This is a genomic window from Leptolyngbya sp. BL0902, from assembly GCF_016403105.1.
GTDB lineage: Bacteria > Cyanobacteriota > Cyanobacteriia > Phormidesmidales > Phormidesmidaceae > Nodosilinea.
Genome location: NZ_CP046155.1, coordinates 1,973,878 through 1,999,814, shown reverse-complemented (window position 1 = coordinate 1,999,814; position 25,937 = coordinate 1,973,878). Strand labels below are relative to the sequence as shown.

Below are 25,937 nucleotides of genomic sequence, written 5' to 3'. Positions count from 1 at the left end.
GCAGAACCCTGCAAAATGGGCCATGATTGGGATAGCAACCCCGCCGTGGGAAAAGGAAATGAATGGTGTCTATGCGGTCTAGGAAATCTGGGATGGCTAAGCTGTGGTCGGTAATGCTGGCGGCGATGGTGATTCTCCTCGGCGGGCTGGGGAACACCCCGGTGGCCCTCGCCCAAGATAATACGGTGGACTACACCCTCACCGACCTCAGCTTTCGCGACTTCTCCGGCCAAAACCTTTCCGGTACCTCCTTTGCCGCCGCCGAAATGCGAGAGGCCAACTTCACCGACGCCGACCTCAGCCGCACCATTTTGACCAAAGCCTCCTTTGTGCGGGCCAACCTAACCGGGGCCAACTTCTCGCAGACCTTCGCCGATCGCGTCATTTTTGACGAAGCCGATCTCTCCAATGCCCAATTTATCGACGCCCTACTCACCAGCAGCAGCTTCCACGACACCAAAATTACCGGGGCCGACTTCTCTGGAGCCATCATCGACCGCTTCCAAATTGCCCAACTCTGCAAAATTGCCGACGGCACCAACCCCACCACCCAAGTCTCTACCCGCGACAGCCTCGGTTGCCGCTAGGCTGGGCTGAGAAAACGCCGTGGTGTGTAAACGCTCGACGTGATTGGTCAAACTCTGCCCGTCGTCTGCCGCCCCCTATCTTCGCTTCCGTCCCGTTGTTACCGATGGCAATCCATGCTTGATCAGTCTACTCAGTTCCTCACCGAGGCCGAATCAGCCCAGGTAGATGGGGCGCTGCTGTCTTCCCCCGAAAAATTCCTGGCCCGCCTCACCATTTCCACCGCCAAACTGCTGGGGGTTATCTCCGCCGACTTGGATATTCCCCTCGCCTCCCTCTCGGCCAGCCACATCATCCAGTGGTTTGAGGAAGACGCCAAACGCAAGCGAGAACAGGGCGTTGATGCCGCTGTTCTCAAGTGGGATTCGGAGGATTTAGGCTAGGGCTGGGCTGATTATTTGAGGCCCTTCACCCGGTAGCCGATGTCGCGGCGGCAGTACTTGCCGTCAAAGTGGATTTTGTCTACGGCGGCGTAGGCATTGGCAATGGCGGACTCGAAGGTGTCACCTAAGCCTGTGACCCCCAACACTCGGCCTCCGTTGGCCACGGTAATGCCACCCTTGGCCTGGGTGCCCGCGTGGAAAACGAGGGCTCCGGTATCGGCGGCGTCGGTGAGGCCGGAAATTTCCATGCCCTTGGGGTAGGCATCGGGGTAGCCCTCGGCGGCTAGCACCACACAGGCGGCGGCACCAGGCTTCCATTCCAGAGGCGGTAGGGCGTCTAGACGCCCCTCAATGCAGGCCAGGACAACCTGATCCAGCGGTGTTTCTAGCAGGGGCAGCACCGCCTGGGTTTCGGGATCACCAAAGCGACAGTTGAACTCGACGACTTTGGGATCGCCCTGGGGGGTAATCATCAGCCCCGCATAGAGGACGCCGCGATAGTCAATGCCGCGACGACGCAGGGTGGCAAGGGCGGGCTCTAGGACTTCGGCTTGGATCCGATCCATCAGGGCCGGGGTGACGATGGGGGTGGGGGCATAGGCTCCCATGCCGCCTGTATTGGGGCCAGTGTCGCCCTCGCCAATGGCTTTGTGGTCTTGGGCGGGCAGCAGGGGCCGAATGGTTTGGCCATCGGTGATGGCTAGCACGGAGGCTTCTTGCCCGGTCATAAATTCTTCAATTACCACCTGGCTTCCGGCGGCACCAAACTTGCCGCTAAAGATGTCGGAAACCGCCGCTTTGGCCTCGTCCAGGGTTTGGGCGACGATCACACCCTTACCCGCTGCCAAACCGTCGGCCTTGACCACAATGGGAGCCTTTTGGGCCTTGAGGTAGGCCAGCGCCGGAGCCTCGGCCTCAAACACCGCTGCTTCGGCGGTGGGGATGCCTGCCTCCACCATCAGCGCCTTGGCCCAGGCTTTGCTGGCCTCGATCTGCGCCCCCGCCTGAGAGGGGCCAAATACTTTTAAGCCCTGAGCCTGGAGGAAGTCGGTGATGCCGAGGGCGAGGGGTTGCTCTGGGCCAACCACCACCAACTCCAGATTATTGACTAGGGCAAAACGGGCAATGCCTTCAAAGTCTTCGGGGTTGAGGGCAAGGTTGCGGCAGTGGGCCAGGGCGGCGGTGCCACCGTTACCGGGAATGCATACCACTTCCGTAATTTTGGGAGACTGAAGTAACACTGAGGCTAGGGTATGCTCTCGGCCACCACTGCCGATCACTAAAGCTTTCACAAAGAACCTCCCACGGTATAACGTTATCTGCCTGCGCTGGATCAGCGGCAGCAGACGCATTAGGCACTATGATGCAGCATTTTCCACCATAGCCATTGCGCCCTTTATTCTCCCATGTTCCTGGCGAAACAACACCGTTGTGTGGGCCATTGCCAGCCACCATTCGGTATGGTTGGGCCCCATCGACGGAGACGGTGGTGCTAAGACTGCCCCAGGGCGATACACTAGGGCGAGGAATAAGAGAGCATACGCGGGGCATCACCACCGTATTTCTACGGCTGTTTTCTATGGCTGTTTTTGCGGCTGTTTCTACAGTTAACCCCCCTGGCCTATTACGACCCTTGCTCAGAACCCCTATGGACTTTGACACAGCCCACCAGTTTTTACTTCAGCAAACCCTCTCATCCACGGACGATCAGCGGGAGACGTTTATTGCCTGCCTGCGTCGGGGGAAACCGCCTCTCCCTGGGCAGGTAACGTCGCTCATCCTGGCGCTCAAGGTGCTTGACGATGGCCTCAAGGACGAGCCCGTGTTAGACCGCACCTTGCTAAAGGCATTGCTGGTGCTGATCGATGACAGCACCCACCTCTATCGTCAGGGTGTTGCGGAGGGGGTCTTTTGGCCACCGCTGCTGGCCGATGACCTGACGCGCTTGCGCCAGTCGGCCCGCACCATTATGACCGGACAGACGAACTAAATCGGTACCTCGGTTGGAGACAGATGCTATGGGGCCTGCCTGTGTCTTGGTGCTTGCCCGCTATCCTACCCCAGGACAAGCCAAAACCCGTCTAATTCCGGCCCTCGGCCCAGCGGGAGCGGCCCACCTGTATCAACGCTTGGCGGAGGGGATGATAGCCCAGGTGCGAGCAATGGATGCGGCGGTGGATATCGCTCTGTGGTACTGCGGGGCCTCGGAAGCAGCGATGCGGACTTGGCTCGGTGATGGCCTGATATACTGCTCCCAACCGGAGGGCGATCTCGGCTATCGTCTCACCACCGCCGTGGATTGGGCCTTCGCCCAGGGCTATGGAATCGTCCTTGTGAGTGGCACCGACTGTCCCGGCTTGGATGCAGCCTTGCTTAATCAAAGCTTAGCGACTCTGGCCAACGGGGCCGATCTTGTCCTTGGCCCCGCCCAGGATGGTGGCTACTATCTGCTGGGGTTGACAGCTCCCCAGCCCGAACTTTTCCAAGATATTGCTTGGAGTACCTCTGCCGTACTGGCCCAAACCGTTGCCCAGGCCCAGCGCCTTCACCTCACCCCCACCTACCTGCCCACCCTCACCGATATTGACACCCCAGAGGACCTGGCCCATCTGCCGTCTTCGTTGCGGCCTAGCTCCCCTAGTGGCCCCAACCTACCCTCCAGCGTTTCCACCGACCCATGTCCCGGCCCGTAGGTATCTCCGTTATCATTCCTACCCTCAACGAAGGCCAGACCCTCGGCCCTGCCCTAGACCATCTGCCCTCAGCCCTAGAGGTGATTGTGGCCGACGGGGGCAGCACCGATGACACCTGCGCCATCGCCCAGGCCCGGGGTGCCCAGGTAGTGGTGGCCGCTGGGGGGCGGGGAGCGCAGCTCAACCGGGGGGCCAGCATTGCCCAGGGGGACATTCTGCTTTTCCTCCATGCCGATACCCGACTGCCGCCCAACGCCGCCGCTCTGGTGCGCCAAACCCTAGGCCAACCGGGCGTTGTAGCCGGAGCCTTTGACCTAGCCATCGACGGCCCTGGCTGGGGTCTGCGCTGGGTGGAATGGGGCGTGAGGTGGCGGTCGCGCTGGCTGCGGCTGCCCTACGGCGACCAAGCTATTTTCCTGACTGCTGAGCAATTCCATCGCCTGGGTGGCTTTGCCTCACTGCCCATTATGGAAGACTTTGACCTGGTGCAGCGCCTCAACCGTCAGGGCCGAGTGGCCATTGTGCCTGTGCCTGTCGTTACTTCCAGCCGTCGCTGGCAGCGCCTGGGGGTGGGGCGCACCACCCTCGCCAACCAGGGCATGGTGATCGGCTATCTGCTGGGGTGGGACATCACCAAACTGGCCCACTGGTATCGTCATTTGGGTCGATCTAAACCGGGATAACCCCAAACCATGTTAAGGATCGGATGGCATGGTGATCGCGTCAGGCTGCGGTGATCGCCCCACGCCATTCGCCGTAAGCAACAGCAGGCAAGCAACGGAGGGACAGGCATCCATGGGACAGACGGGAATCTTCAGTCGGAGCGGGCTACAAGTCTTTGCGCTCGTGCTCAGCATCACCCTAGCGCTGGGCGGTTGCGCCATTCCCCAACTGCGGGCGGAGGAACGGTTGTTTTTGCCCCTGGTGGCGGAGGTGCTGGATGTCTACACGCTGCCCACCCAAGAGTTTCAAGATACCACCGTGGGCGGATTGTCGGCCCTGGCCTACGACCGTTCCGTGGATCAGTTCTATGCCCTGTCCGATGACCGGGGCCGCTTTGGGCCACCTCGGTTTTATCAACTGGTGCTGACCTTTAGTCTGGGCAACGATGGCCAGCCCCGGTTTAGGGATGTGACGATTCAGTCCGTGACGCCCTTCACCGATGGCGAGGGCAACCCCTATCCCCGTGGCCAGCTTGACCCAGAGGGTTTTGCCCTCTCCCCCCGCAATAGCGTCTTCATGAGCAGCGAGGGTGACGTCCCGCGAGGCATTCCGCCCTTCTTGGGAGAATTTGATCGGGCCACGGGTCGGCTAGTGACAGCTTTTCGCATCCCAGATCGGTTTTTGCCCGATGACGCCGATCCACCCACCCAGGGCGTCCGCAACAACCTCAGTTTTGAAGCTCTCACCCTTAACGCCACACCGGGCACCGCCGGACAGACAGAGCCCTTTCGTCTGTTCATGGCTACAGAGTCGGCCCTAGTACAAGACTACGAACCTGACCCCGCCCAGCCGCTTCAGAGCCGCTTTCTACACTATTTATTAGGGCAAGATCAATCCACCCTGATTGCCGAGCACGCCTATCCCCTCGATTTGGAGCCCTCCGGGGCAGTGGTCAACGGCCTGACGGAACTACTCCTAATTGACCAGGGGGGCCACTTTTTGGGGTTAGAACGGGCCTTTGGCCTGCGAGGCTTTAACGTCAAACTGTATCAACTGGCGACAGGGGGCGCAACGGACACCTCTACCCTTGCTAGCCTGCGCGGGGCCGAGGGGATCACTCCCATCCGCAAACAACTGGTGCTGGATTTTGCCAACACCACCCTTCCCGTAGACAACCTAGAGGGCATGACCCTAGGGCCGCGCCTGCCCGACGGGAGCCAAAGCCTGATTTTGGTCAGCGACAACAACTTTGAGCCAGGGCGACCGACGCAGTTTATTTTGTTGCGGCTGCAAGGGCTGCGATAAAGGTTGTACTGGATCCATAACAGGGGCTTTCCCTAGCCCGAATCAATCGTCACAGCAGCAGATTTGGCTTTACGGATATTTCAAGATCGGTGGTTTACAGGGTCGCCAAACTGGTAAATTGTCTTGGTATCAGCAACGAGAATGAAGCATTGATATGAAAGTCCTTGTAATTGGCGGTGACGGTTACTGCGGGTGGGCAACCGCTCTTTATCTTTCCAATCGTGGCTACGAAGTCGGGATCCTCGATAATCTGGTGCGGCGTCACTGGGATGCTCAACTGCAAATCGAGACTCTGACCCCCATCGCCCCCATCCAGGCTCGTCTCAAGCGCTGGAAAGAGCTGACTGGCAAGCACATCGACCTTTATATCGGCGACATCAACGACTACCCCTTCCTCGAAAAATCCATGCTGGACTTCCAGCCGGAAGCAGTGGTTCACTTTGGCGAGCAGCGTTCCGCCCCGTTCTCCATGATTGACCGGGAACACGCCGTGCTCACCCAATCCAACAACGTGATTGGCAACCTGAACCTGCTCTACGCCCTGCGGGACAACTTCCCCGACTGCCACCTCGTGAAACTGGGCACCATGGGCGAATACGGCACCCCCAACATCGACATCGAAGAGGGCTACATCACCATTGAGCACAATGGCCGCAAGGACACCCTCCCCTACCCCAAACAGCCCGGTTCCTTCTACCACCTCAGTAAGGTACACGATTCCCACAACATCCACTTTGCTTGCAAGGTGTGGGGCCTCCGCGCCACCGACCTCAACCAGGGCGTGGTCTACGGCGTCCTCACCGAAGAAACGGGCATGGATGAGTTGCTGATCAACCGCCTCGACTACGACGGCGTCTTTGGTACCGCCCTCAACCGCTTCTGTATCCAAGCCGCCGTGGGGCACCCCCTGACGGTGTACGGCAAAGGCAGCCAAACCCGCGCCTTCCTAGACATCCGCGACACCGTGCGCTGTATCGAAATCGCCATCGCTAATCCGGGCGACCCCGGCATCTTCCGCGTCTTCAACCAGTTCACCGAAATGTTCAGCGTCGGCGACCTGGCCATGCTGGTGAAGAAAGCAGGCACCACCCTGGGCCTCGATGTGGAAATCAACCACCTCGAAAACCCCCGCGTGGAAGCTGAAGACCACTACTTCAACGCCAAGAACACCAACCTGCTTGATCTGGGTCTACAGCCCCACCTGCTGTCCGACTCGCTGCTAGATAGCCTGCTGAACTTCGCGGTTAAGTACAAAGATCGCGTTGACCACAGCCAGATCATGCCCAAGGTGCAGTGGCGGCGTAGCTAGTCCACGCTAGGGTCAGGGTCTACCAAGGCCCTGGCCCTCCTTAATTTTTCCTGTCTTCCCTTAGCCCCCGGTTCTCCATGCGAATTGCTCTCTTTACCGAGACCTTTTTGCCCAAGGTTGATGGCATTGTCACCCGCCTCAAGCACACCGTCGATCATCTCCAGCGCCAGGGCAATCAGGTTTTGGTGTTTTCCCCAGAGGGTGGGCTGACGGAATACCGAGGGGCGAAAATCCACGGCGTATCGGGCTTCCCGCTGCCCTTATATCCTGAACTCAAGCTGGCCCTGCCCCGGCCCTCCATTGGGGAGGCCCTAGATCGCTTTCGGCCCGACCTGATTCATGTCGTGAACCCAGCGGTGTTGGGCCTAGCGGGGATTTACTACAGCAAAGCCATGAACGTGCCCCTGGTGGCCTCCTACCACACTCACCTGCCCAAGTATTTGGAGCACTACGGTTTGGGGATGCTGGAAGGAGTGATGTGGGAACTGATCAAGGCCATGCACAACCAGGCCCGCATCAATCTCGTTACCTCCACTGCCATGCAGGCCGAACTGTCGGAGCATGGGGTAGAACGCATCGACGTGTGGCAGCGGGGCGTCGATACCGAACTGTTCCGGCCTGAACTGGCCAGTGCCGCGATGCGGGATCGCCTGTCCCAAGGGCATCCTGAAGCACCGCTGCTGCTCTACATTGGCCGACTATCTGCCGAAAAAGAAATCGACCGGATCAAGCCCATCCTGCAAGCCATTCCTGGTGCGCGGCTGGCCCTGGTGGGCGATGGCCCCTACCGCACCGAACTCGAAGCCCACTTTGCCGATACGCCGACGAACTTTGTCGGCTACCTAGCCGGGGAAGATCTCGCTTCGGCCTACGCCTCGGCGGATGCCTTTGTGTTTCCCTCCCGCACCGAAACCCTCGGCCTGGTTCTGCTCGAAGCCATGGCCGCAGGCTGTCCGGTGGTAGCGGCCAACTCCGGCGGCATTCCCGATATCGTCACCGATGGGGTCAATGGGTTCTTGTTCGACCCCAAGGACGAGGAAGGGGCCATCATCGCCACCCGCCGCCTAATTGAAGCCACCACCGAGCGGGAAACCATGCGCCAAGATGCCGTGGCCGAAGCCGAACAATGGGGCTGGGCCGCCGCCACCCGTCAGCTTCAGCAGTTCTACCACCAAGTCCTCGCCGAAACTTCCCTGCCCCTAGCGGCCTAGGGTATGGTAGTAGTCAGCAAAACCCAAGCCTACTCCCAAATTTCTGCCAGGGAGAGGATAAAACCCGGTAGCACCGCCTCTCCAGAAAGTTGTTCCGGCTGGTTGAGGTATTCTGTGGGTCGGCCCAGGCGATAGATTTGCGCGTTCTTTTCCTGCGGGTCAATCAGCCAGCCCAGACGCACGCCACAGTCTCGGTATTCAGCCATTTTGCGCTCTAGGGTAGTGAGTTTGTCTGTCGCAGACCGTAGCTCAATCACAAAATCGGGGGCCAGGGGCAAAAACTTAGCTGGATCAGGGGCGATGGCCTCAATGCGTGATTTTTCTACCCAAGCCACATCTGGCGAACGATCTGCCCCATTGGGGAGCGAAAACCCGGTAGAGGAATCAAAGACAAAGCCCATCTGGGTTTGACGATTCCAGAGAGTGACGTTAGTTATGAGGTCGGCATTGCGCTTGCCAGATTCCCATCCGGTGGGAGGCATGAGGATTAACTCTCCGGTGCTGCTGCGCTCTAGGCGAAGGTCTTGGTTCACTTTGCACAGCTCATAGAACTGCTCATGGGTGAGCCGCACCACCGGGTCGAGGGTTAGGGTCAGGGTCGTCATGGCACCGAGAGCGCAAAGGATATCCTTAATTTAGCAAGCAAGATGGGGAACAGCTTCGTATCATCATCCTGGCCTTTTGGCACAGTACTGCCGCCACAGATCATTCAGCTTGGGTGAATATCCAGCAGCGATGTCATACTCATGGCCGACTGTGGCTTGTACTTGCCTAGGCCCTGGTCAAAGTTGCCGGAAAGAATGTCTAGTTCAATACATAGGCACTTCATGATTGAAGATGGCCAGTCAGCAAAAACCTCTGTAACCCTTCAGCTACAGGGGTTTCACAGAAAAGCTGGTGACAAGACTCGAACTTGCGACCGGCTGATTACAAATCAGCTGCTCTACCAACTGAGCTACACCAGCAAAAGCACCTTCAAGTATAGCGGTCTGGCGATGCTTTGGACAGGCGTGTTGTGCCGGGAGGCAGCGTTGGAGAACGGTAAGTCCTTACCCAGCGGGGGAAGTGGCACAGCTTTTAGCCTAAATCCTTGTGACAGTGATGAAACTTTAGTTAAGGGACGACCCAATCCTCCGGGTTTTCACGGGTATCGGTGAAACTTTGGGAAGTTGGGTTGTGCTAGTTCCCGATTCTGGTGGCTGGGTTATTCCGCTGTCGTGAACGGGATAGGGGTTGGTCATCTACTCGTCATCTTTTTGCCGTGGTTGCTGCTATTTCGTTGAATTCACAGACGTTTTTGGGGCACAATCGGGCCGTCTACCAAGAGTTGCGGGCGGCGCTACAGCTTCACTTGCGGCGACAGTTGCTGTTGGCCGTTTGCGATGATGGGGCCTTGCAGCAGCGGTTGGCTCGGCAGTTGGCGGCGGATCTGACCGCAGCGGCGGGGGCCTCTCAGGCGGGACGGGAGCCCTCACCCCTAGTGACGCTGCGGCTGGATGCAGACCATCCTGATGTGGTGAAGGAGGTCTTACTGTGGCTAAAACAGCAGCCCCGACTAGCGGATCAGGGCAGAACCCTTCCGGCGTTCCAAATTTTGGGAATTGAGGCCCTAACGCGGCAGTCGCCTACGGTGCAAAAGCGGTTTTTGGCATCGCTGTTGCGGGTCGATGCGCTGCTAACCCAGCTGGATGGTCGGCTGGTGGTATGGCTGCCTCGGCCCTGGCTGGGCAAAATTCAGCAGATGGTGCCGGGGTTTTGGCAGTTGCGAAATGGGCTGTATGAGTTTGAGGGGGAGCCGACCTCGGCGGTGGTAGAGTTTCCTTCGGTGCCGTCGCTGGCGTCTGAGGAGACAGAGTCTTCAACCGCTGCAACAATGCTGGAGGGGCTGGTGTTGCCCATGGCCCTGGCCCGTCAGGAGGCCATTCGCCAGCGGTGGCAATATATTCATCGGCTGCACCAACAGCAGGCGGGGCCGCTTACCCTGGCGCGGGCGCACTTGGCTTTGGCACAGGTTTGCCGGGGGGAGATTACCCCAGGGCCAGAGGGTCTACCCGTGCTGACGTTTGCCCTAGAGGTGTATCAACGGGCAACTCAGGATTTGGGGGTGGGCGATAGGGCTTGGTGCGATGCCCTCAATGACTTGGCCAGCCTGTACTGGATGCGAGCCCAGCGAGAGTCGCAGCCGCAGGCCATCGAGCCTTGGCTTCAGCGCAGTGTGGCGGCTTATCAACAAGCTATTGAGGGATCGGCGGACAACCGGGCACAGATTTCCCTAGATACGTTAGGGCGGCTCTACGGCAATTTAGGCGGGGTGTATACCCAACTGGCAGACTTGGGAGATCCCCTGGGGTATCTGGAACAGGCTGTGGAGGCCCACTCCCAAGCCCTACGCTATGTTGCCGCCGATCCCCTTGCCTATGCCAACGGCCAAAATAGCTTGGGGACGATCCATTGGCGGCTTTCACAGATAGAGCGGCCCCAGTACCATTTGCACCGGGCCATTGTCGCTTACCAAGAAGCTCTGCGCTACCGTACGCCCCAGGCGGAGCCCCAAGAATATGCCATGCTGCAAAACAACTTGGGCATCGCCTACTGGAGCCTCGCCCACCACGAAAATCCCATTCCCTGGCTAGAGCAGGCTGTGGATGCCTACCAAACGGCGCTGGTCTATCGCACCCTGGTCACAACTCCGGCGGGCTGCGCCGTCACCCACAACAACCTCGGCACCGCCTACTGGGACTTGGCCCAACAGCAAACTTCCCAGCCTGAAGAACGCCTGCTCAGCCTTCGGCAGGCCGTGGATGCCTACGAAGCCGCCCTCGATGCCGTGGAATATTTGCTCCAGCAATCGCCCTCGGAGCCCCCTGGGTTTGATGTATGGGCCACCTGCCACAGCGCAGGCATTGTTCACGACCAACTGGCCCTATCCTTGCCTGCCGATCAATCCGAAGACCGAGAACGTCACCTCAACGCCGCCCTCAGTCACTACCTTCTGGCCTACCAAGGCTGGCAAGATCAGCCCGAAGCGTTGGATACCCTGGCCACTGCCCTGGTGTATTCCGTGCGCCTCCATTTCGAGATTCTGGGCTTCTCTGGACAGCAGGCTGTTTTATCTCAACTGCCACCGGATTTGCTCGGTCGCGTTTTGCCCCAACTTTAGTACCAACTTTAGTAGGAGAAGCTCGAACCCGGTATCCAGGGGTAGAACACTTCCGGGGGAAGAAGCCCACACTGTCTGCTGGCATCGGTGTCGGGAGTAGGTCACGGACAGCAGGTGTCATGATTCTCTAGTAGCCACCGACGGATCCTATAGCGATCCTATAGCCGCCGATGGATCCTAAATCCCGGTTGCCTCCTCCCAATGGAACAACCGATCCCGCTCAGGCTGAGCTTGTCGTTGGTGTAGCCTCCTCAGCGAGGAAAGCCTCGATGGACATGGGGACAGGGAACTTGGGGTGATGTCCCCTGCTCTTTGCAAGGCAGCTTGTAAACTGTAGGAGATCCGCGTTCTAGCCCGTTGGGTGCCTAGCGTCGTCAATGCAAGGCTGGGCTACGACGAAGCCGTGCCCTCTCAGCCCACGCGCTTAGACACTCCCCATGCTCAACCCGATACCTGTAGCCCATGCCTCCATCCCCGTCTGCCCAAGTGATTGTTGTCGGAGCCGGAGCGGCGGGGGTGTTTGGGGCCATTGCCTGTGCCGAAGCGGCTCCCTCAGCCACCGTTCACCTGTTTGAGGCAGGGCGCGAACCCCTGGCCAAGGTGCGAATTTCTGGTGGCGGGCGCTGCAATGTGACCCACGCCTGTTTCGATCCGGCGGTGCTGGTCAACCACTATCCTAGGGGCAGCCGTGCCCTGCGTGGCCCCTTCAGCCAGTTTCAGCCCAAGGACACCATCGCCTGGTTTCAGCGGCTTGGCATTGCCCTCAAAACCGAGGCCGATGGGCGAATGTTCCCCACCACCGATGACTCTGCCACCATTGTGGAGGGCCTGCTGGGGGAAGCACGGCGACGGGGCATCACCCTGCACTGTGGCCAAGCGGTGACGGGCATTACCCAGCGAGATCATGGCTTCACGGTAGCGGTGAAGGAAGAACCATCCTGGCGCTGTGATCGGCTGCTGTTGGCCACGGGCAGCAGTGCCCTGGGCTATCGGCTGGCCCAGTCCCTAGGGCATACCCTGGTGCCTCCGGTGCCGTCGCTGTTTACCTTCAACGTCGCGGATCCTGACCTCCATGCCCTCGCTGGAGTATCGGTGGAGGATGTGGCCCTGACCCTGCACCTCGACCAGGGCAAACCCCTCAAACAGCGTGGCCCGCTGTTGGTCACGCACTGGGGGCTGAGCGGCCCCGCCATCCTCAAGCTGTCGGCCTTTGGGGCGGTAGATCTCCATCGGCAGCGCTATCGGGCTAGCCTGGGGGTCAACTGGCTCCCGCACCTCAGCCAAGACGACGTGCGGCAAACCTTACTGGATCTCAAACAAAACCAGGGTAAACGGTTGATGGTGAGTTTTTCGCCCTTTCCGGCCCTGTCGCGGCGGCTGTGGCTCTACTTGCTTCAGCGGCGGGTAGGGCTAGATCGCGACCTCACTTGGGCCAACCTCAGCAAGGGGCAGTTACAAGGACTCGTCACCGAACTCACCCAAGGCCGCTACGCCATTGCCGGACGGGGCGTGTTTAAGGATGAGTTTGTCACCTGTGGCGGGGTGGCGCTGAAGGAAGTGGACTTCAAAACCTTGGAAAGTCGCCGTTGTCCGGGGCTGCATTTTGCCGGGGAAATCCTCGATATTGACGGCATTACGGGCGGCTTTAACTTCCAGAATGCCTGGACGACGGGCTGGCTGGCGGGGCGGGCCATGGCTAGGGCCGGGTCAGCGAACAAAACTTCCGCACCCGGTCAAACTCTGGATCCTGCCAAGAATAGGCAAAGTGGCTGACGGCGTTGATTTCTGGCACGGCCCGCCGCATGGCTTCCATTTGGGCTTCAATGGCGGGGCGGTTGTGGGTGGGCTGGCCCCAAATTCCGGCAATGGCGGGCATAATCAACGGCTGGGAGTTGGCCGGAGCCATGGAAATCACTCGCCGAATGCCGTCTAAGATGCAGCCCGTGTGGCCGCACACCGCGTAGGCCATGGGATGCCACGCCATGGTGGTAGGAAAGCGCTCCCAGTATTGCAGGCGCGAATCGTAGCCGCCCGTGCCCACGGTTTGGTTGCCATCGGGGAAAAACACCGCCCCCGATGAAATGCCGCTACGACGGGCCTGATCCTCCGCCATTTTCACAAAGTCCACCACCCCTTGCACCGCATGGGCTACCGCCAGTTGCCACAGTTCCCGCTGAAACTGAGGCCGGAGACTGGCGGCGGCGGGAAGGGGCTGGTTGGGCTGGCGCGGAGTGGGCTGGCGGGTTTGCCACAGGGGCTCGGCCTCGTTGGGGTAGAGGGCACGAACTTCATCAATGTCGCTGTCTTCGAGGGATCCTCGGCTGATGTAGCGACGCATCAGTTCTCGCCCTTGCTGATTTGCGGCCCGCTGAAGGAAGGCTTCGCGGGAGGCTTGGCCGTAAATCCACAGGTCGTCTACGCTATCCACCACGGAGTTGGCCCCCACCCCCCTGGGGTAGCGCACATAGTCGAACAGAACGCTATCGGGGCGACGGCGCAAAATGGCCGCCAGCATTTGGGCATAATCGGCCCGCCCTTGGGGATGGTAGGGATCGACAAATACTTCATCGGGATTGCTGGACTCCCCTGCTCTCGCAAAGGCGTGGGTGGTTTGGCCCCGACCGTTGAGGGCAAGCACCTGCTGTCGATCCTGACGCAGGCCATAGGTATAGCCAAAGTTGAGGGCAAACACCCAAGCATCCACCCTCAGCCCCCGATAGCGGCCTTTTTCGATGGATTCCGCCAGCAAATCTCGCCGCTCGTAGCCGGGAGACTGCACCACCGAAGGCCACACAGTAGGGTTATCGGCCTGGGGCAACAGCACCTGCCCGCCATAGAAGGCTTCGACGTAGACCTCGTTGTAGCCCAGGTTCACCACCCGATCCATCACCGCCTCCAGCACACCGGGCTGAAGGTCGCAGGGGTAGAGCCGCAGCCACACCGCCTGCCGCTGGGGCCACTGCTGGCTTCGGCAACGGCGCAGGTTCTCGGCGTGCTGGCGCACGGTGGCCTGGTACTGCTGTTGGGCCGTAGCATCCCCGCTAAAGGCCGCTCGTCGCAAGTCTTCCTTGGCCTGGGCCTCTGCCTGGGAAACTTGGCAATAAACATTGAGGTTGGCCAAGGCTGGACGGGGGAGGGCCAACCCCACCAGCCCCACCGCCAGAGCCAGCCCATGAAGCGTGACTCCCTGGGCTCGCTGCCGCCAAGGTCTGGGGTGAGAGGGCCGCTTTTCACCCGTTGCCACCCGTGATAGGTGCTGATCTACACCAGCTAAGGGTTGACTGCCGCCTTGGTTGATCCCGCCTTGGTTGACCATGCTCACGCTATCCACCTAAACCCTAGTTTTGCCCCAGCCTTGGCCCAGGTTTGCCCTAGGCTTACCAGCTCCCCCCCTGAAAGCACCAGGCCATTGATCCAGACCTGCACCGATGTCCCAGGGCCACCCTGTCTCTAACGAAACAATGACCGATTCAGTTCCCGACAGAACCGCCCAATCACCACCCATGGGGAGCTATGGTAATGGAACTCCACAGGATTAGCACGGTTGGGGCTGACGATCTAGGGCAACCAGAACTATCCAGCACCCAGGGCCGTCATCCAGAGGGCCTTCATCCAGGGCAATCAGCCATCTAGGATTTAGTCATCTAGGATGATGGGCGGGCAGTCCTCGTCCAAAGAGTCTTCTTCCGGGGGGAAGGCCGGAGGGTCAGGCTCAGCGGCTTCCTCTAGATGGGGATAGTTGGCCAGAAACGATCTCAGCTTCATCCGCTGAATGTAGGGCCAGCCACCATGCACCTCAATGTCGCGCAGTAGGGTGTAAAGGGTGTGGCGATTGCTGGGCAAAGAATCGCGGAACAGGGTTTCACAGATATCGCGATGGTGCTGTTCTAACAGCCGCAGTAGCGCCAAGAGGGCGACGCTATCCCCCTTGCGGCCCTGGGCGGCGGCATCAATGGCGGTGGCAATCTCCTGCAAATCCTGGGCTAGAGCCCCGGTCGCCGCCGCTGAGACCTCGGAGGATTCAATGGAAACCGATTCAGTCATAGGGTCAAGGCTAGAATTTGTTAAATAGCTTAATACTTGTACTTCCATCCCAGGCAAGCGTTGCGGAACTTTACATCTCCCTCATCCACCGTGTCTGCCCAAGGTCTGACGGCAAACAGCCTCCAATTGCCCAAGACGGGGCCAAGGGGCAGGGGGGAATGATCGGAGAATTCTGAGAAAGAAGCCTGAAGCCATGTAGAATGCTTACTTGAGGTCCTACGATTGGGGATTGTGCAGCATTCGAGGAGATCAGAGCCGCATCCAAAGCGTCTGATCTTTTCTTTATGTTCGGTCAGCCTGCTTATGCTACGGTGCTCGCGGGGTTTGCCATTGCGCTGTTTAACAATCTCTAAGACAGTAAGTGGCTCCTAGTTTTTATTACATGCTGATTTGAGGTAGACAATGAGGTATCGCGCCCTTATCGTTGCGTTTTTGGCCGTTTGCCTAAGCGTGCTAACGGCCTGTAGTGAGGCCCCCACCGCCACCAGCAGTGTGCCCCTAACCTATGACCAAATCCGAAATACGGGCTTGGCCAACAAGTGCCCCCAACTCTCCGAGATGACTCGGGGTAGCCTGCCCCTAGAGGCCGGGAAAAAGTACGAGATTGTGGGGATGTGTATTGAGCCCACCGCCTATTTTGTGAAGGAAGAGCCCACCTCCAAGCGCCAGGAAGCGGCCTACATTCCTGGTAAGGTGCTGACCCGCTATACCTCCAGTCTGGATCAGGTGCGCGGCGACCTCACCGTTCAAGATGACGGCAGCCTGCTGTTCTCCGAAACGGGTGGTATCGACTTCCAAGCCATCACCGTGCAACTGCCCGGTGGCCAACAAGAGCCCTTCCTGTTTACCGTCAAAGGTCTAACGGCCCAGTCCCAACCTGGCCTTGGTGCCCTCACCACCTCCACCGACTTTGAAGGCGACTACAAAGTACCCTCCTACCGCACCTCCAACTTCCTGGATCCCAAGGCTCGCGGATTGACCACCGGATACGATACCGCCGTGGCCCTGCCCGCCAGCGGTGACGAGTACGTGGCAGAAACCGTCAAAAAATTCGACATCGGCCAGGGCCATATGTCCCTGCGGATTTCCAAAATTGACGGCAGCACCGGGGAAATTGGCGGCACCTTCGAGGCCGAACAGCCCTCCGACACCGACATGGGCACCGCTGAGCCTGTAGACATCAAAGTCCAAGGCGTCTTCTACGCTCGTCTAGAGGAAGTCTAGGGAGAAAGCTCCAGGAAACCGGGCCTTGGGCCTTTCCAACGGTTCCTAGATTGGCAGTAAGCATAAAAAAGCAGGGGTTCTAATGGATCCCTGCTTTTTTATGCCCTAACTTCTCCAAGTCAATCCACCGAGGAAACCCATGGATGGGAAACCCGCTTGATATAGTAGGGGAATGCCTTTTTATCGGCCTATCCCCGCCGTCCCTTCCCCATCGGTTGAATGCCTATGCTGCCTGCTCTGACTCAATTTGGCGAAGCAATGTCCCACCTGACGGGGGTTCGCGCCATTATGAAAGACATCATTGAAACCCTACGGGCAGGCCAGGGGCGAGACTTCATCAACCTCAGTGCGGGCAATCCGGTGATTTTGCCGGAGGTGGAGCAGCTTTGGCGAGACTGCACCCAGGATTTGCTCAACAGCCCGGAGTATGGCGAGGTGGTGTGTCGCTACGGCACCAGCCAGGGCTATGGGCCATTGGTGGAGGCCATCTGTAACGACTTTAACCAGCGCTACGGGCTGTCTCTCACCCATCGCCACATTTTGATTACCCCCGGCAGTCAGGCCCTCTATTTCCTAGCGGCCAACGCCCTGGGGGGCTATACCCGCAGCGGCCACATGAAGGACATTGTGCTGCCCCTCAGCCCAGACTATACGGGCTACGGCGGCATTTCCCTGGTGCCGGAGGCGGTGAAGGCCTACCGTCCGGCCCTGGAGGTGGATGAGGCGGGCCATCGGTTTAAGTATCGGCCCGACTTCAGCCAGCTCGAAATTACGGCGGATACGGGCTTTGTGCTGTTTTCCCGCCCCTGCAACCCCACGGGCAACGTGATCAGCGATGACGAGGTGCGCCAAATTGCCAACCTTGCCGCCGCCCACCAGGTGCCCGTGCTGATCGACTCCGCCTATGCCCCGCCCTTTCCGGCCCTCAACTTTACCGAGATGACGCCCCTGTTTGGCGAGAACATCCTCCACTGCATGAGCCTCTCGAAGGCGGGTCTGCCGGGGGAACGGGTGGGGGTGGCCATTGGCGATCCGGCCCTGATTGAGGTGCTGGAATGCTTCCAGACCAACTTCTGCATCCACTCCTCCCGCTATGGACAGGCCATTGCCGCCCGCGCCATCGCCTCCGGTGCTTTGGCGGAGATTTCGGAGCGGGTGATTCGCCCCTACTATCAAGACAAATTTGCGGTGCTAGAGGCTGCCCTAGATCGGGCCATGCCCCAGTCCGTGCCCTGGTATCTGCATCGGGGTGAGGGGGCGATTTTCGCCTGGATTTGGTTCGACCATCTGCCCATCACCGACCAAGCGCTATACCAACGGCTGAAGCAGGAGGGCGTGATTGTAGTCCCAGGCAACCCCTTCTTCCCCGGCCTGCGGGAGGATTGGCCCCACACCCGCCAATGTCTGCGGATTAGCCTCACCGCCAGCGCCCCAGAACTGGCCACCGCCGCTGAGCGTTTGGCCAGGGTGGTGGACGATCTGTATGCCACCGTTCCCGCCGCCGTGGCGACGGTGTAGGAGATCGCATGGCAGATACCGATTGGATTGAAATTGGCCGCATTGTGGCTCCCCAGGGGGTGCGCGGCGAAGTGCGGGTCTATCCCAGCAGCGACTTTCCTGAGCGCTTCCTCGATCCGGGGGCGCGGTGGATTCAATATCCCCAGCGGCCCAACCCTGAGCCTGTCACCCTGGTCAAAGGGCGATCCATGGACGGCAAGGGGCTGTACGTGATTCAGCTAGACGGCATTGACGACCGCACCCAGGCCGAGGCCCTGCGCGGCTGTGCCCTGCTGGTGCCCGCCGCAGATCGCCCCGATTTGGAAGCGGGTGAATTCTACGCCGCCGATCTGATGGGGTTACGGGCCATCCTCCAGGCCACCGGGGCGGAAATCGGCCTCGTCACCGACCTCTACGAAGCCGGGAACGATCTGCTAGAAATTACCCTGCATCCCAGCGCACCGGACGCTAGCGCATCGGATCAGGCTATGGCCCAAAATTCCGGTGCCCCATTGCCCCAGGATTCCCCCGTAGCGGATCGGCCCAAATCCCGCCCTAAGTCTCGCAAAGTCTTGGTGCCCTTTGTGGAAGCCATTGTGCCGACCGTAGACCTGGCCAACGGCTGTCTCTACCTCACGCCCCCCGACGGTCTTCTGGATGCCTAGCGCCCGATCTCGGCCCCAACCAAAGCGGTCAATATCCCCTAGACCGGACTCCTGGGTGCGACGGGTAGCGCCCTTGGCTAAGATGGATCCTCGGTGAAATGTCATGGAAAGGAGAACATTGGGCCATGAAGCTGAAGCGCGGAACGGTGGTGTTGGTCGGTGTAGCCCTATTGCTGGGAGCGGGGGTGTTGATGGGCGAATCGCAGCAGCGCCGCCAGCCCGCCAGCCAAGTGCAGGCAGGGCGGGGGGCAATTTTTCGCTTTGCTGAAACCGACGTTGCTACCGTGACGGTGGAGCGCGATGGCGAGGTACTGGTGTTTGAGGGGGATGGGGCTGGCAACTGGCAGATGATTGAGCCCGAAAACCGGGTGGCAGAACCGGGGGCGGTGGCCTTTTTGCTGAGTCGCTTAATCACCGATTCTCCGCTGCAACGGGTGACAATGGCGGCGGATCAACTGGCCGACTTCGGCCTTGACCAACCCCTCGGCCAAGTCACCGTAGTGTTGCAAGACGGCACCGAGTACGTCTTGATTTTGGGGGGGCGAGACTTTAGCGGCAACGCCAACTACGCCATTGTGGATCCCGGTGAAACTTGGCCCCCGGCGTCTCCCACGGGCGAGTATGAGGTGCTGGTGGTGACTCGCGATGTGGCCAACGGCATCAACCGTCCCCTCGAAGAATGGAAGATGCCCGTGGAGGGAGAAGGGGAAACCTCGCCCGGAGCATCCTCAGACAATGACCCGGCCTTGGGTGATCCGGCACTGGAGAATCTTCCCTTGGCCGAGCCGTCGTTAGAGATCGAGATCCCGGCGGATCGTCCTGGCAGCGACGGAGCGACGGAGGCCGACCCCGCCGAACCCAATCCACCCAATGGAGAAGGCAACTAGGTCATCGGCGACAAATGATAAGATTCCAGAGTTCCCTGGGCCTATTACCTTCCAACCATGGCTTCTCCGACGGCGATTTTGCTGGTCTCTTGCCCCGACCAAAAGGGGCTGGTGGCTAAACTGGCCAACTTTATCTATGCCAACGGCGGCAACATCCTCCACGCCGACCAGCACTGCGACCCAGAAGCAGGGCTGTTTTTGTCGCGCCTAGAGTGGGAATTGGAGGGCTTTAACCTGCCCCGCGAGATCATTGGCCCCGCCTTCAACGCCATCGCCCAACCCCTGGGGGCCACCTGGCAGCTCAGCTTTTCCGATGATGTGCCCCGTCTGTCCATTTGGGTGAGCCATCAGGATCACTGTTTGTTAGATTTGCTGTGGCGACACAAGGCCGGGGAATTTAAAGCCGAGATTCCTCTAATCATCAGCAATCACCCCACCCTCAAGCCCATCGCCGACCAGTTCGGCATCGACTTCCACCACCTCCCCATCACCAAGGACACCAAGGCCGAGCAGGAACAGGCGCAACTGGCCCTGCTGAAGGACTACAACATTGACCTCGTGGTGCTGGCTAAATATATGCAGGTGCTCTCGCCGGACTTTCTGGCGGAATACAGCCAGGTGATCAACATTCACCACTCCTTCCTGCCCGCCTTCATGGGGGCCAACCCCTACCAGCGGGCCTATCAGCGGGGGGTGAAGATCATTGGAGCCACCGCCCACTACGTCACCTCCGATCTCGACGAAGGCCCGATTATCGAGCAGGACGTGGTACGCATCAGCCACCGCGACGACGTGAAGGAACTGATCCGCAAGGGTAAGGACATGGAGCGCATTGTGTTGGCCCGTGCCGTGCGCCTGCACCTACACAGCCGCACCCTGGTCTACGGCAACCGCACCGTGGTCTTTGGCTGAGGGCCTAAGTCAAGCTTTGGAGGTAGGCTGCCGCCCCCTGGCTGGTTGTAAACAGGTGGCTGCCGACCTGAAACTGCTCCATATTGATGATGGTTTGCGTCCAGGGGGCCTCTAGAAGATTGCCCTGGGCATCGGCAGTGCCTGTGATGCGGAGGCCGTTATTGGCCAAGGCTTGTACGGTCATGGTTTGGGCCTCGAAGAAGTCCAGCAGAATGAGATCACGTCCCACACCACCATCTACGGTGCCGTGGCCGATGCCCACCTCAAAGCGATCATTCCCGTCCCCGCCGTGGATCAGGCTGTCTTTGAAGGCCAGGGTGGTGCCGCTAACGGTGATGATGTCGTTCCCTGCGCCGCCGTAGACCGAGGCTTGCCACAGCCCGTAGGCCACATTGCTGGGGTTGTCGTGGGTATGCTCGCCTGAAATGGTGATCTCGTCGTCCCCATAGCCGCCGTTCACCGTACCTCGATAAACCCCGATGCCTTGACCATTGGATCCACTGTTTGTGGAGCCTGAAATGATGATCTCATCGTTGCCATCGCCCCCCAGCACTCGGCCATTGAATAGACCATAGGCTTGGGTATCTGCCGCACCGGAAGCCATAGCCGACAGCGTAATCAGATCGTTGCCTGTGCCACCATCTACTAAGCTCTGGGCTGCGCCGTAACTCCTGCTGTGGCTCATCCCGCCAGCCGAACCGGAAAGGGTAATTTCATCCCGACCTGCCCCACCCAGCACCGTGGTTTCTAGCGCACCGTAGGCTGTGCCGCCACCGCGTGAACCTGAGTAGGCCGACAGAGAGATCTCGTCATTGCCGCTACCGCCGTCCACGGTGCTTTGGTAGCTGCCGTAGCTTGGCGTCCCTTGAAAATACCCCGTGCTGGTACTCTCAATGATGAGTTCGTCCTGTCCTGCCCCGCCCTTGAGCGTGCTTTGGTAGAGTCCGTAGGTGGGGCCAGTGTCAAAGCCAGAGCGAGCCGTCACCGTGACTCGGTCATCGTCGTCACCAGTATCCAGGCTGGATTGATAGACCCCATAGGCTGGGCTGGCCCCAAAGGGAGTATCGGCGAGGCCGCTTTCAATCCGCAGGATATCGTTACCGCTGCCCGTGAGGATGGTGGCCCACTGCACCCCATAGCTAGCCGCCGGAAGGAGCGCACTGGAGGAGGGCGAATACTTGAACAGGGCAGAAAAATACAGCGTGTCGTCATCGTCTCCGGTGTCGATGAAGGCAGACTTCAGCCCTGCGGATTCCCCCGCCGCTGCCGTGACCAGCGCGATGCCCTGGATAACATCATCACCGCTGAGACTGAGGAGACGAGCGTTGACAATAGCCGCCGCCGAAAGTGGGCCATCACTGGCAAGGGTGAGTGATCCAGTAAAGCTATCGGCTTCGGGGGTTCCCCCTAGGTTTCCAGTCAGTTGACTCATGATAAACCTTCCTTTTAAGTCAGCAATGCATCGAGCCGGACGGCATGAATAATGAGGCCACCCTTGATGTTTTGATGGTGGGCATAGACTGAGGAAATGGGCTGGTGATCACGGCCTGGGGCAAGACGAGGCGCAAAAATTGGGGAGCTTGTGTAAAAACAAACGCCTAGGACACCTTGGGTTAGGTGGTTAGAGAGCGCAAAAATCTAGGCTGTGGAGCCCACCAAGCACGGGTAAAACGACGATAGTGTTAAGAGCACGTCATGAAGAGATGGGCTAGCTACCCGTGCATCTCTTCAGTATTTTCACTCAGTTGCTAAGGGTAGGTCAAGGTTTAGTAACCTATCGTTATACCCAACGGCTGGCCCCAGGCTGGCCCTCGCGCCGTGGGTGGGCCTTTGCCCTGGTTAGCATGAGGTTTGCAGACGCCCTAGGCCATAATAGGAGGTAGGATCATAAACCCTGCTGAGTGACTTTATCCATGCGGCCCAAGCCATCTGCCAAACCCAAGCTGGGACGGCTCGAAAAAATGAATCCCGCTGACTATTGGCAAAATGCCGCCGATTTTCAGCACTGGCTGGCGGAGGCCGAAAACCTAGACCTGCTTAGCGATGCCTTGGGGCTGACCCTGGCTCCCTGGGCTGAGGATGATGGCCCTGAAGACAAGGCTGGTAGCGCTTCAGAGTACGGCTTGTTTCAGGAGGCGGAGACGGATCAGATTGTCCTGGTCGCCGCCTATCCAGGAAGTAGTGAAACGCCGCAACTGGGGGCGCTGATCACCGGGGCTGCGTTGGCAGAGGCTTCAACGGTGGTTTGGATCGCCGCTGAGTTCACGACCGAGCATCAGCAAACCCTCAACTGGCTGAATCAGCTTGGCCAAGCCCAGGTTGCCTTCTTGGGAGTAGAGGTAGAGCTATGGTGCATCGGGAAAAACGCAATGGCCGTGAATTTCACAGCCCTGCAAGACAGCCTGGGGGAGTTTGAGGAGGGAGCCGATGAAGGTTCCCAGCCCCAGACGAGGGGGACGGTAGCGCCAGAGCCAGAACCGGAACCAGAACCCCTGACTGAGGCTCAGCAGGCCAATTTAGACTTTTGGACGGGCCTGTGCGAGCAGATGGATCGCCTGGGTAGCTTGGTAAAACCGGGCAACCCTACGCCGGAGGCCACCATGGGCTTTGCCATTGCCAGGGCGGGCTTTCGTCTGAATGCCATCCTCGATTTGGAGCACCGCAGTCTCTATACCGAGCTGCTGCTGTCGGGCACTGATGCCCACGCCCACTTTTATCTGCTAGCCCACGAGCGAGACCTCATTGCCGACGAAATTGGCCTGCCCCTGATTTGGGACGACAGCGGCGATCAGACCTGTGTGATCGCCTGCCTGCTGGACAATGTAGACTTTGACCAGCGTGACCAGTGGCCCCACTACCAAGCCTGGTTTTGCGATTGCCTAGAGCGCTTCTATGAGGTGTTCTTCGAGCGCATCAAACACCTCGATGCCAACGGCTACCACGCCATGCCGCACCACCGGATAGCCTCCCTCACGGATACGCTCATTCTGCCTGCCAGTCAGCGCCCCTAAGCCTCACGCCATGGAGAACGAACTCTAGGCAAGCCAGCAGGCAAGGGGAAAGATGAGGTACTCCAGAAAAAAGAGTTTCCAGATGAATTGGTAGAAGTTGGGGTAGGAGAGAGTAGCCCCAGGGCGGTGGGGATGGAGGGGGGCAACCCGAAAGCTGGCAATCCACAGGGCGGCGAGGGCAAGCAGGTGGGTGACGATCAACAGGGGCCGATTGACCCCCGCCAGCCAAGGCCCCACCAGCACCATCCCCCCATAGCCCACGGTAAGCAAGCCCCTCGCGAGGTTAAACACCGGGCGCTGGCCTAGGTGGAGGGAAAGGGTGCGAATGCCGTAGCGGCGATCTCCTTCGATGTCGGGAATATCCTTGAAAAGGGCGATGGCAATGCTGAATAGGAGGATAAACACCGTCAAAGCCCACACCCGGCCCGGAATGGCCAAGGGCTGACCCAGCCGCTGGCTAAAGTGCAGAAACAGCCCCAGGTTGACCACCGCTCCCCGCACCGCCAAGATGCAGAAGGACGCCCAAAAGGGAAACCGCTTGAGCCGCAGGGGAGGCAAGGAATAGGCGGTGCCAATCATCAAGCTGAGGCCCACGGTGCCCAGGAGCCAGCGCCCGCCCCCCGCCGCCACGGCCACCGCGCCCACTCCGGCCAGGGCCACAATCCAGCGGCCATCGGAGATCGTAAATTCCCCCGCCGCCAGGGGCAGGTGGGGCTTGTTGACGCGGTCAATGGCAATGTCCTCCAGTTGGTTGAGGCCCACAATATAGAGGTTGCCCAGCAGACAAGCTGCGAGGGCAGTGCCTACCATCCCCAACCCGTTGGGCACCGAGGTTGTGGCTCCATCCGCCAGCACGATGATGGCGATGCCTAACACGCTGAGGCTAGTGCCGATGACCGTATGGGGTCGCCAAAATTTCCATAGGGCATAGAGCCAACGCAGGGGATTTTGGCGAAAGCGTAGGCGCGGGGAAGACCCCTGGGGGGACACGGTCACAACAGGTACCTCGATGGGCAGGTTAGCGTAACGATCTAGCTAGGGCCCCTGGGGGCACCGCATGGCCCACAAAAATGTTAGCCGTCTCTAGCTTATCGGCTGTTCGCCCTAAATCATGGCCTACAGGCAGATGGAGAGTCGCGTTTCTTCCGGGCTGTCGCATGGTTTCTCGATGATTTGCATCGTGATTTGTATCGTGATTTGTACCGTCCAAGCCAAGGGGGCTAAGGGAAAAGACTGGCAAGCCCCCTTGAACCATGGCTTTCATCTACCTGCTTGAATAGGGTGAGAACGGCTGGCAAGTCCACGGACGGGTTGCCTGGGTTCGAGAAGACCTTCGGCCCGTGGCCAAAAAACGACGCTATATTCTGCGCTCCTCGCTATCCTTATAGTCAGTCCTAGGCTTCTGCTGGGTTCAGAGGCCGAGGCGACTCGTTAGACTTAGGTCACTTACCATGGTGCGAGATACCGGGAAGCATTCCCCCCCCAGCCCTAACGCGCTTTTTTCGGCGACTCAAGCGCCCGTGCCCAGTTCCCCTCGATTTTGGGTAAGGTTGCTGTCCCATCGTCCGCTGACGGTGCTGGGCAGTTTGTGGCTCATCACAATTTGTGTGGCGGCGGTGGCCGCGCAGCGCCTGGTGTTTAACAACCCGGATCGAACAGCCACAGGGCCATCTCCGGTACAGACACCCCGCTCTGTGGCGATCCCCCAGCCCCGATCAGAGGCCAACCCAGCGGCAGCAGATCCCCTGGGGGCTACCGCATCCACCAGCGTTACCGCCCTCCCGCGCCAAAAGACCAAAGTGACTCTGTGGGGCTTTAGCAGTTTGGTGGGGCTTTGTGCCCTAGGGAGCTGGGTGATTACCCAACAGGCTAAAACCGTCCACCGCCGCCGGGTCAAACGCCGGGTGCGTCGGGTGCGCCGGGTAAAGCCCAAGCCTCCTACTCCTACCGGGCCAAAGCGGCTGCGGCCCTATTCTCCCGAACGGGATGCCGTGATTGTGCAGGGTGCCCGCGCCGTGAGAGATACCCTACCGTTGACCTTGGCAGATGCCGACGGGGCGATGGCGGACGATCTGGCCATGAACTTGTTTGATGATTCGGTGGATGCGGCCCAAGCTGGCAAGGCAGGCGCAGTTGCCCCCGTGCCCCGCGCCCCCATGCAGGCTCCGCGTCCGCCCCGTCCGTCTCCCGCGCCTCCGGCCCCCGCCCAGGTGATGCCGCCTAGCCCCCAGGGTACAGAAGCCGCCGATCCTCACCAGCCGGAGGTCTTGCCCGACGAGGAAGCCCACCCCCTCGACTGGGAAGAGGACAGCTTGGCCCATGCCCTGGATCTGCGGCAGCGGCGTTCCCTGTCGTCCTTGATGTGATGGCCTAGTTTTTGGGAAAGAC

The 25,937-nt window shown here is 59.6% G+C and carries 23 protein-coding genes and 1 tRNA gene; 17 read left to right on the top strand and 7 right to left on the bottom strand.

What is annotated here, in order from left to right; genetic code table 11:
* Positions 1-92 precede the first annotated feature (92 nt).
* Both GFS31_RS08895 and GFS31_RS08890 read left to right on the top strand, forming a co-directional pair.
* Positions 93-587 carry a pentapeptide repeat-containing protein gene (locus tag GFS31_RS08895; RefSeq protein ID WP_198807815.1) on the top strand — a complete coding sequence of 165 codons (495 nt, stop codon included), beginning with the start codon at positions 93-95 and terminating at the stop codon, positions 585-587.
* Between the two features lie 114 nt (positions 588-701).
* Positions 702-968, top strand: coding sequence for a hypothetical protein (locus GFS31_RS08890; RefSeq protein WP_198807814.1), 267 nt, complete (start codon positions 702-704; stop codon positions 966-968).
* An 11-nt stretch (positions 969-979) separates the two neighbouring features.
* Here GFS31_RS08890 and purD read toward each other — a convergent pair whose 3' ends face one another.
* Positions 980-2,260 (bottom strand): phosphoribosylamine--glycine ligase, encoded by a 1,281-nt coding sequence (gene purD / locus GFS31_RS08885; protein ID WP_198807813.1) that lies wholly within the window; start codon positions 2,258-2,260, stop codon positions 980-982.
* A gap of 356 nt (positions 2,261-2,616) precedes the next feature.
* Here purD and GFS31_RS08880 point away from each other — a divergent pair, with 356 nt between their 5' ends.
* The 6 genes from GFS31_RS08880 to GFS31_RS08855 all read left to right on the top strand — a co-directional run bounded on the left by GFS31_RS08880 (position 2,617) and on the right by GFS31_RS08855 (position 8,149).
* Positions 2,617-2,958: a Dethiobiotin synthetase gene (locus GFS31_RS08880; RefSeq protein WP_198807812.1), complete on the top strand. Its 342-nt coding sequence runs from the start codon at positions 2,617-2,619 to the stop codon at positions 2,956-2,958.
* Positions 2,959-2,986: 28 nt separating this feature from the next.
* Positions 2,987-3,661 carry a TIGR04282 family arsenosugar biosynthesis glycosyltransferase gene (locus GFS31_RS08875; RefSeq protein ID WP_198807811.1) on the top strand — a complete coding sequence of 225 codons (675 nt, stop codon included), beginning with the start codon at positions 2,987-2,989 and terminating at the stop codon, positions 3,659-3,661.
* Positions 3,646-4,344, top strand: coding sequence for a TIGR04283 family arsenosugar biosynthesis glycosyltransferase (locus GFS31_RS08870; protein WP_198807810.1), 699 nt, complete (start codon positions 3,646-3,648; stop codon positions 4,342-4,344). The genes GFS31_RS08875 and GFS31_RS08870 overlap by 16 nt, the downstream gene beginning before the upstream one ends.
* Positions 4,345-4,456: 112 nt before the next feature.
* Positions 4,457-5,629, top strand: a complete 1,173-nt coding sequence (locus GFS31_RS08865; protein WP_198807809.1) for an esterase-like activity of phytase family protein — start codon at positions 4,457-4,459, stop codon at positions 5,627-5,629.
* A gap of 154 nt (positions 5,630-5,783) precedes the next feature.
* A complete protein-coding gene (locus GFS31_RS08860) occupies positions 5,784-6,938 on the top strand; it encodes an NAD-dependent epimerase/dehydratase family protein (protein WP_198807808.1) in 1,155 nt (384 codons plus the stop codon).
* Between the two features lie 77 nt (positions 6,939-7,015).
* Positions 7,016-8,149, top strand: a complete 1,134-nt coding sequence (locus tag GFS31_RS08855; protein ID WP_198807807.1) for a glycosyltransferase family 4 protein — start codon at positions 7,016-7,018, stop codon at positions 8,147-8,149.
* A gap of 29 nt (positions 8,150-8,178) precedes the next feature.
* Here GFS31_RS08855 and GFS31_RS08850 read toward each other — a convergent pair whose 3' ends face one another.
* Both GFS31_RS08850 and GFS31_RS08845 read right to left on the bottom strand, forming a co-directional pair.
* On the bottom strand, positions 8,179-8,754 hold the full coding sequence (locus tag GFS31_RS08850) for a Uma2 family endonuclease (RefSeq protein ID WP_198807806.1): 576 nt from the start codon (positions 8,752-8,754) through the stop codon (positions 8,179-8,181).
* 287 nt (positions 8,755-9,041) lie between these two features.
* Positions 9,042-9,114, bottom strand: a tRNA-Thr gene (locus tag GFS31_RS08845).
* A gap of 296 nt (positions 9,115-9,410) precedes the next feature.
* On the opposite strand from GFS31_RS08845, the gene GFS31_RS08840 reads away from it, so the two are divergent.
* A complete protein-coding gene (locus tag GFS31_RS08840; protein WP_198807805.1) occupies positions 9,411-11,309 on the top strand; it encodes a tetratricopeptide repeat protein in 1,899 nt (632 codons plus the stop codon).
* 462 nt (positions 11,310-11,771) lie between these two features.
* Entirely contained in the window at positions 11,772-13,082 is a 1,311-nt protein-coding gene (locus tag GFS31_RS08835; RefSeq protein ID WP_198807804.1) for an NAD(P)/FAD-dependent oxidoreductase, read from the top strand.
* Here GFS31_RS08835 and GFS31_RS08830 read toward each other — a convergent pair.
* On the bottom strand, positions 13,006-14,625 hold the full coding sequence (locus GFS31_RS08830) for a hypothetical protein (RefSeq protein WP_225907631.1): 1,620 nt from the start codon (positions 14,623-14,625) through the stop codon (positions 13,006-13,008). The two genes, GFS31_RS08835 and GFS31_RS08830, sit on opposite strands and share 77 nt — an antisense overlap.
* A gap of 320 nt (positions 14,626-14,945) precedes the next feature.
* Positions 14,946-15,353 (bottom strand): hypothetical protein, encoded by a 408-nt coding sequence (locus GFS31_RS08825; protein WP_225907630.1) that lies wholly within the window; start codon positions 15,351-15,353, stop codon positions 14,946-14,948.
* 402 nt (positions 15,354-15,755) lie between these two features.
* On the opposite strand from GFS31_RS08825, the gene GFS31_RS08820 reads away from it, so the two are divergent.
* The 5 genes from GFS31_RS08820 to purU all read left to right on the top strand — a co-directional run bounded on the left by GFS31_RS08820 (position 15,756) and on the right by purU (position 20,538).
* Positions 15,756-16,577 carry a photosystem II manganese-stabilizing polypeptide gene (locus tag GFS31_RS08820; RefSeq protein ID WP_198807803.1) on the top strand — a complete coding sequence of 274 codons (822 nt, stop codon included), beginning with the start codon at positions 15,756-15,758 and terminating at the stop codon, positions 16,575-16,577.
* 225 nt (positions 16,578-16,802) lie between these two features.
* The gene (locus tag GFS31_RS08815; RefSeq protein ID WP_198807802.1) at positions 16,803-18,095 is read left to right on the top strand and encodes a valine--pyruvate transaminase; all 1,293 of its coding nucleotides are present in this window, start codon (positions 16,803-16,805) and stop codon (positions 18,093-18,095) included.
* An 8-nt stretch (positions 18,096-18,103) separates the two neighbouring features.
* Entirely contained in the window at positions 18,104-18,739 is a 636-nt protein-coding gene (gene rimM, locus GFS31_RS08810; protein ID WP_198807801.1) for a ribosome maturation factor RimM, read from the top strand.
* A gap of 125 nt (positions 18,740-18,864) precedes the next feature.
* Complete coding sequence (locus tag GFS31_RS08805; RefSeq protein ID WP_198807800.1) at positions 18,865-19,626, top strand: DUF4340 domain-containing protein; 762 nt, start codon at positions 18,865-18,867, stop codon at positions 19,624-19,626.
* A 57-nt stretch (positions 19,627-19,683) separates the two neighbouring features.
* Positions 19,684-20,538, top strand: coding sequence for a formyltetrahydrofolate deformylase (purU, locus tag GFS31_RS08800; RefSeq protein WP_198807799.1), 855 nt, complete (start codon positions 19,684-19,686; stop codon positions 20,536-20,538).
* A gap of 4 nt (positions 20,539-20,542) precedes the next feature.
* Here the strand turns inward: purU and GFS31_RS08795 are convergent, their stop codons facing one another.
* Entirely contained in the window at positions 20,543-21,970 is a 1,428-nt protein-coding gene (locus GFS31_RS08795) for a hypothetical protein (RefSeq protein WP_198807798.1), read from the bottom strand.
* 481 nt (positions 21,971-22,451) lie between these two features.
* On the opposite strand from GFS31_RS08795, the gene GFS31_RS08790 reads away from it, so the two are divergent.
* A complete protein-coding gene (locus tag GFS31_RS08790; protein WP_198807797.1) occupies positions 22,452-23,549 on the top strand; it encodes a DUF4268 domain-containing protein in 1,098 nt (365 codons plus the stop codon).
* Between the two features lie 24 nt (positions 23,550-23,573).
* Here GFS31_RS08790 and GFS31_RS08785 read toward each other — a convergent pair whose 3' ends face one another.
* On the bottom strand, positions 23,574-24,545 hold the full coding sequence (locus tag GFS31_RS08785) for a homogentisate phytyltransferase (RefSeq protein ID WP_317135092.1): 972 nt from the start codon (positions 24,543-24,545) through the stop codon (positions 23,574-23,576).
* A 524-nt stretch (positions 24,546-25,069) separates the two neighbouring features.
* On the opposite strand from GFS31_RS08785, the gene GFS31_RS08780 reads away from it, so the two are divergent.
* A complete protein-coding gene (locus tag GFS31_RS08780) occupies positions 25,070-25,915 on the top strand; it encodes a hypothetical protein (RefSeq protein WP_198807796.1) in 846 nt (281 codons plus the stop codon).
* Positions 25,916-25,937: the final 22 nt, after the last annotated feature.

Coding starts and splice junctions, on each gene's coding strand:
- GFS31_RS08895 (WP_198807815.1), top strand. CDS start 93: ATGGCTAAGCTGTGGTCGGTAATGCTGGCGGCGATGGTGATTCTCCTC.
- GFS31_RS08890 (WP_198807814.1), top strand. CDS start 702: ATGCTTGATCAGTCTACTCAGTTCCTCACCGAGGCCGAATCAGCCCAG.
- GFS31_RS08880 (WP_198807812.1), top strand. CDS start 2,617: ATGGACTTTGACACAGCCCACCAGTTTTTACTTCAGCAAACCCTCTCA.
- GFS31_RS08875 (WP_198807811.1), top strand. CDS start 2,987: ATGGGGCCTGCCTGTGTCTTGGTGCTTGCCCGCTATCCTACCCCAGGA.
- GFS31_RS08870 (WP_198807810.1), top strand. CDS start 3,646: ATGTCCCGGCCCGTAGGTATCTCCGTTATCATTCCTACCCTCAACGAA.
- GFS31_RS08865 (WP_198807809.1), top strand. CDS start 4,457: ATGGGACAGACGGGAATCTTCAGTCGGAGCGGGCTACAAGTCTTTGCG.
- GFS31_RS08860 (WP_198807808.1), top strand. CDS start 5,784: ATGAAAGTCCTTGTAATTGGCGGTGACGGTTACTGCGGGTGGGCAACC.
- GFS31_RS08855 (WP_198807807.1), top strand. CDS start 7,016: ATGCGAATTGCTCTCTTTACCGAGACCTTTTTGCCCAAGGTTGATGGC.
- GFS31_RS08850 (WP_198807806.1), bottom strand. CDS start 8,754: ATGACGACCCTGACCCTAACCCTCGACCCGGTGGTGCGGCTCACCCAT.
- GFS31_RS08835 (WP_198807804.1), top strand. CDS start 11,772: ATGCCTCCATCCCCGTCTGCCCAAGTGATTGTTGTCGGAGCCGGAGCG.
- GFS31_RS08830 (WP_225907631.1), bottom strand. CDS start 14,625: ATGGTCAACCAAGGCGGGATCAACCAAGGCGGCAGTCAACCCTTAGCT.
- GFS31_RS08825 (WP_225907630.1), bottom strand. CDS start 15,353: ATGACTGAATCGGTTTCCATTGAATCCTCCGAGGTCTCAGCGGCGGCG.
- GFS31_RS08820 (WP_198807803.1), top strand. CDS start 15,756: ATGAGGTATCGCGCCCTTATCGTTGCGTTTTTGGCCGTTTGCCTAAGC.
- GFS31_RS08815 (WP_198807802.1), top strand. CDS start 16,803: ATGCTGCCTGCTCTGACTCAATTTGGCGAAGCAATGTCCCACCTGACG.
- rimM (WP_198807801.1), top strand. CDS start 18,104: ATGGCAGATACCGATTGGATTGAAATTGGCCGCATTGTGGCTCCCCAG.
- GFS31_RS08805 (WP_198807800.1), top strand. CDS start 18,865: ATGAAGCTGAAGCGCGGAACGGTGGTGTTGGTCGGTGTAGCCCTATTG.
- purU (WP_198807799.1), top strand. CDS start 19,684: ATGGCTTCTCCGACGGCGATTTTGCTGGTCTCTTGCCCCGACCAAAAG.
- GFS31_RS08795 (WP_198807798.1), bottom strand. CDS start 21,970: ATGAGTCAACTGACTGGAAACCTAGGGGGAACCCCCGAAGCCGATAGC.
- GFS31_RS08790 (WP_198807797.1), top strand. CDS start 22,452: ATGCGGCCCAAGCCATCTGCCAAACCCAAGCTGGGACGGCTCGAAAAA.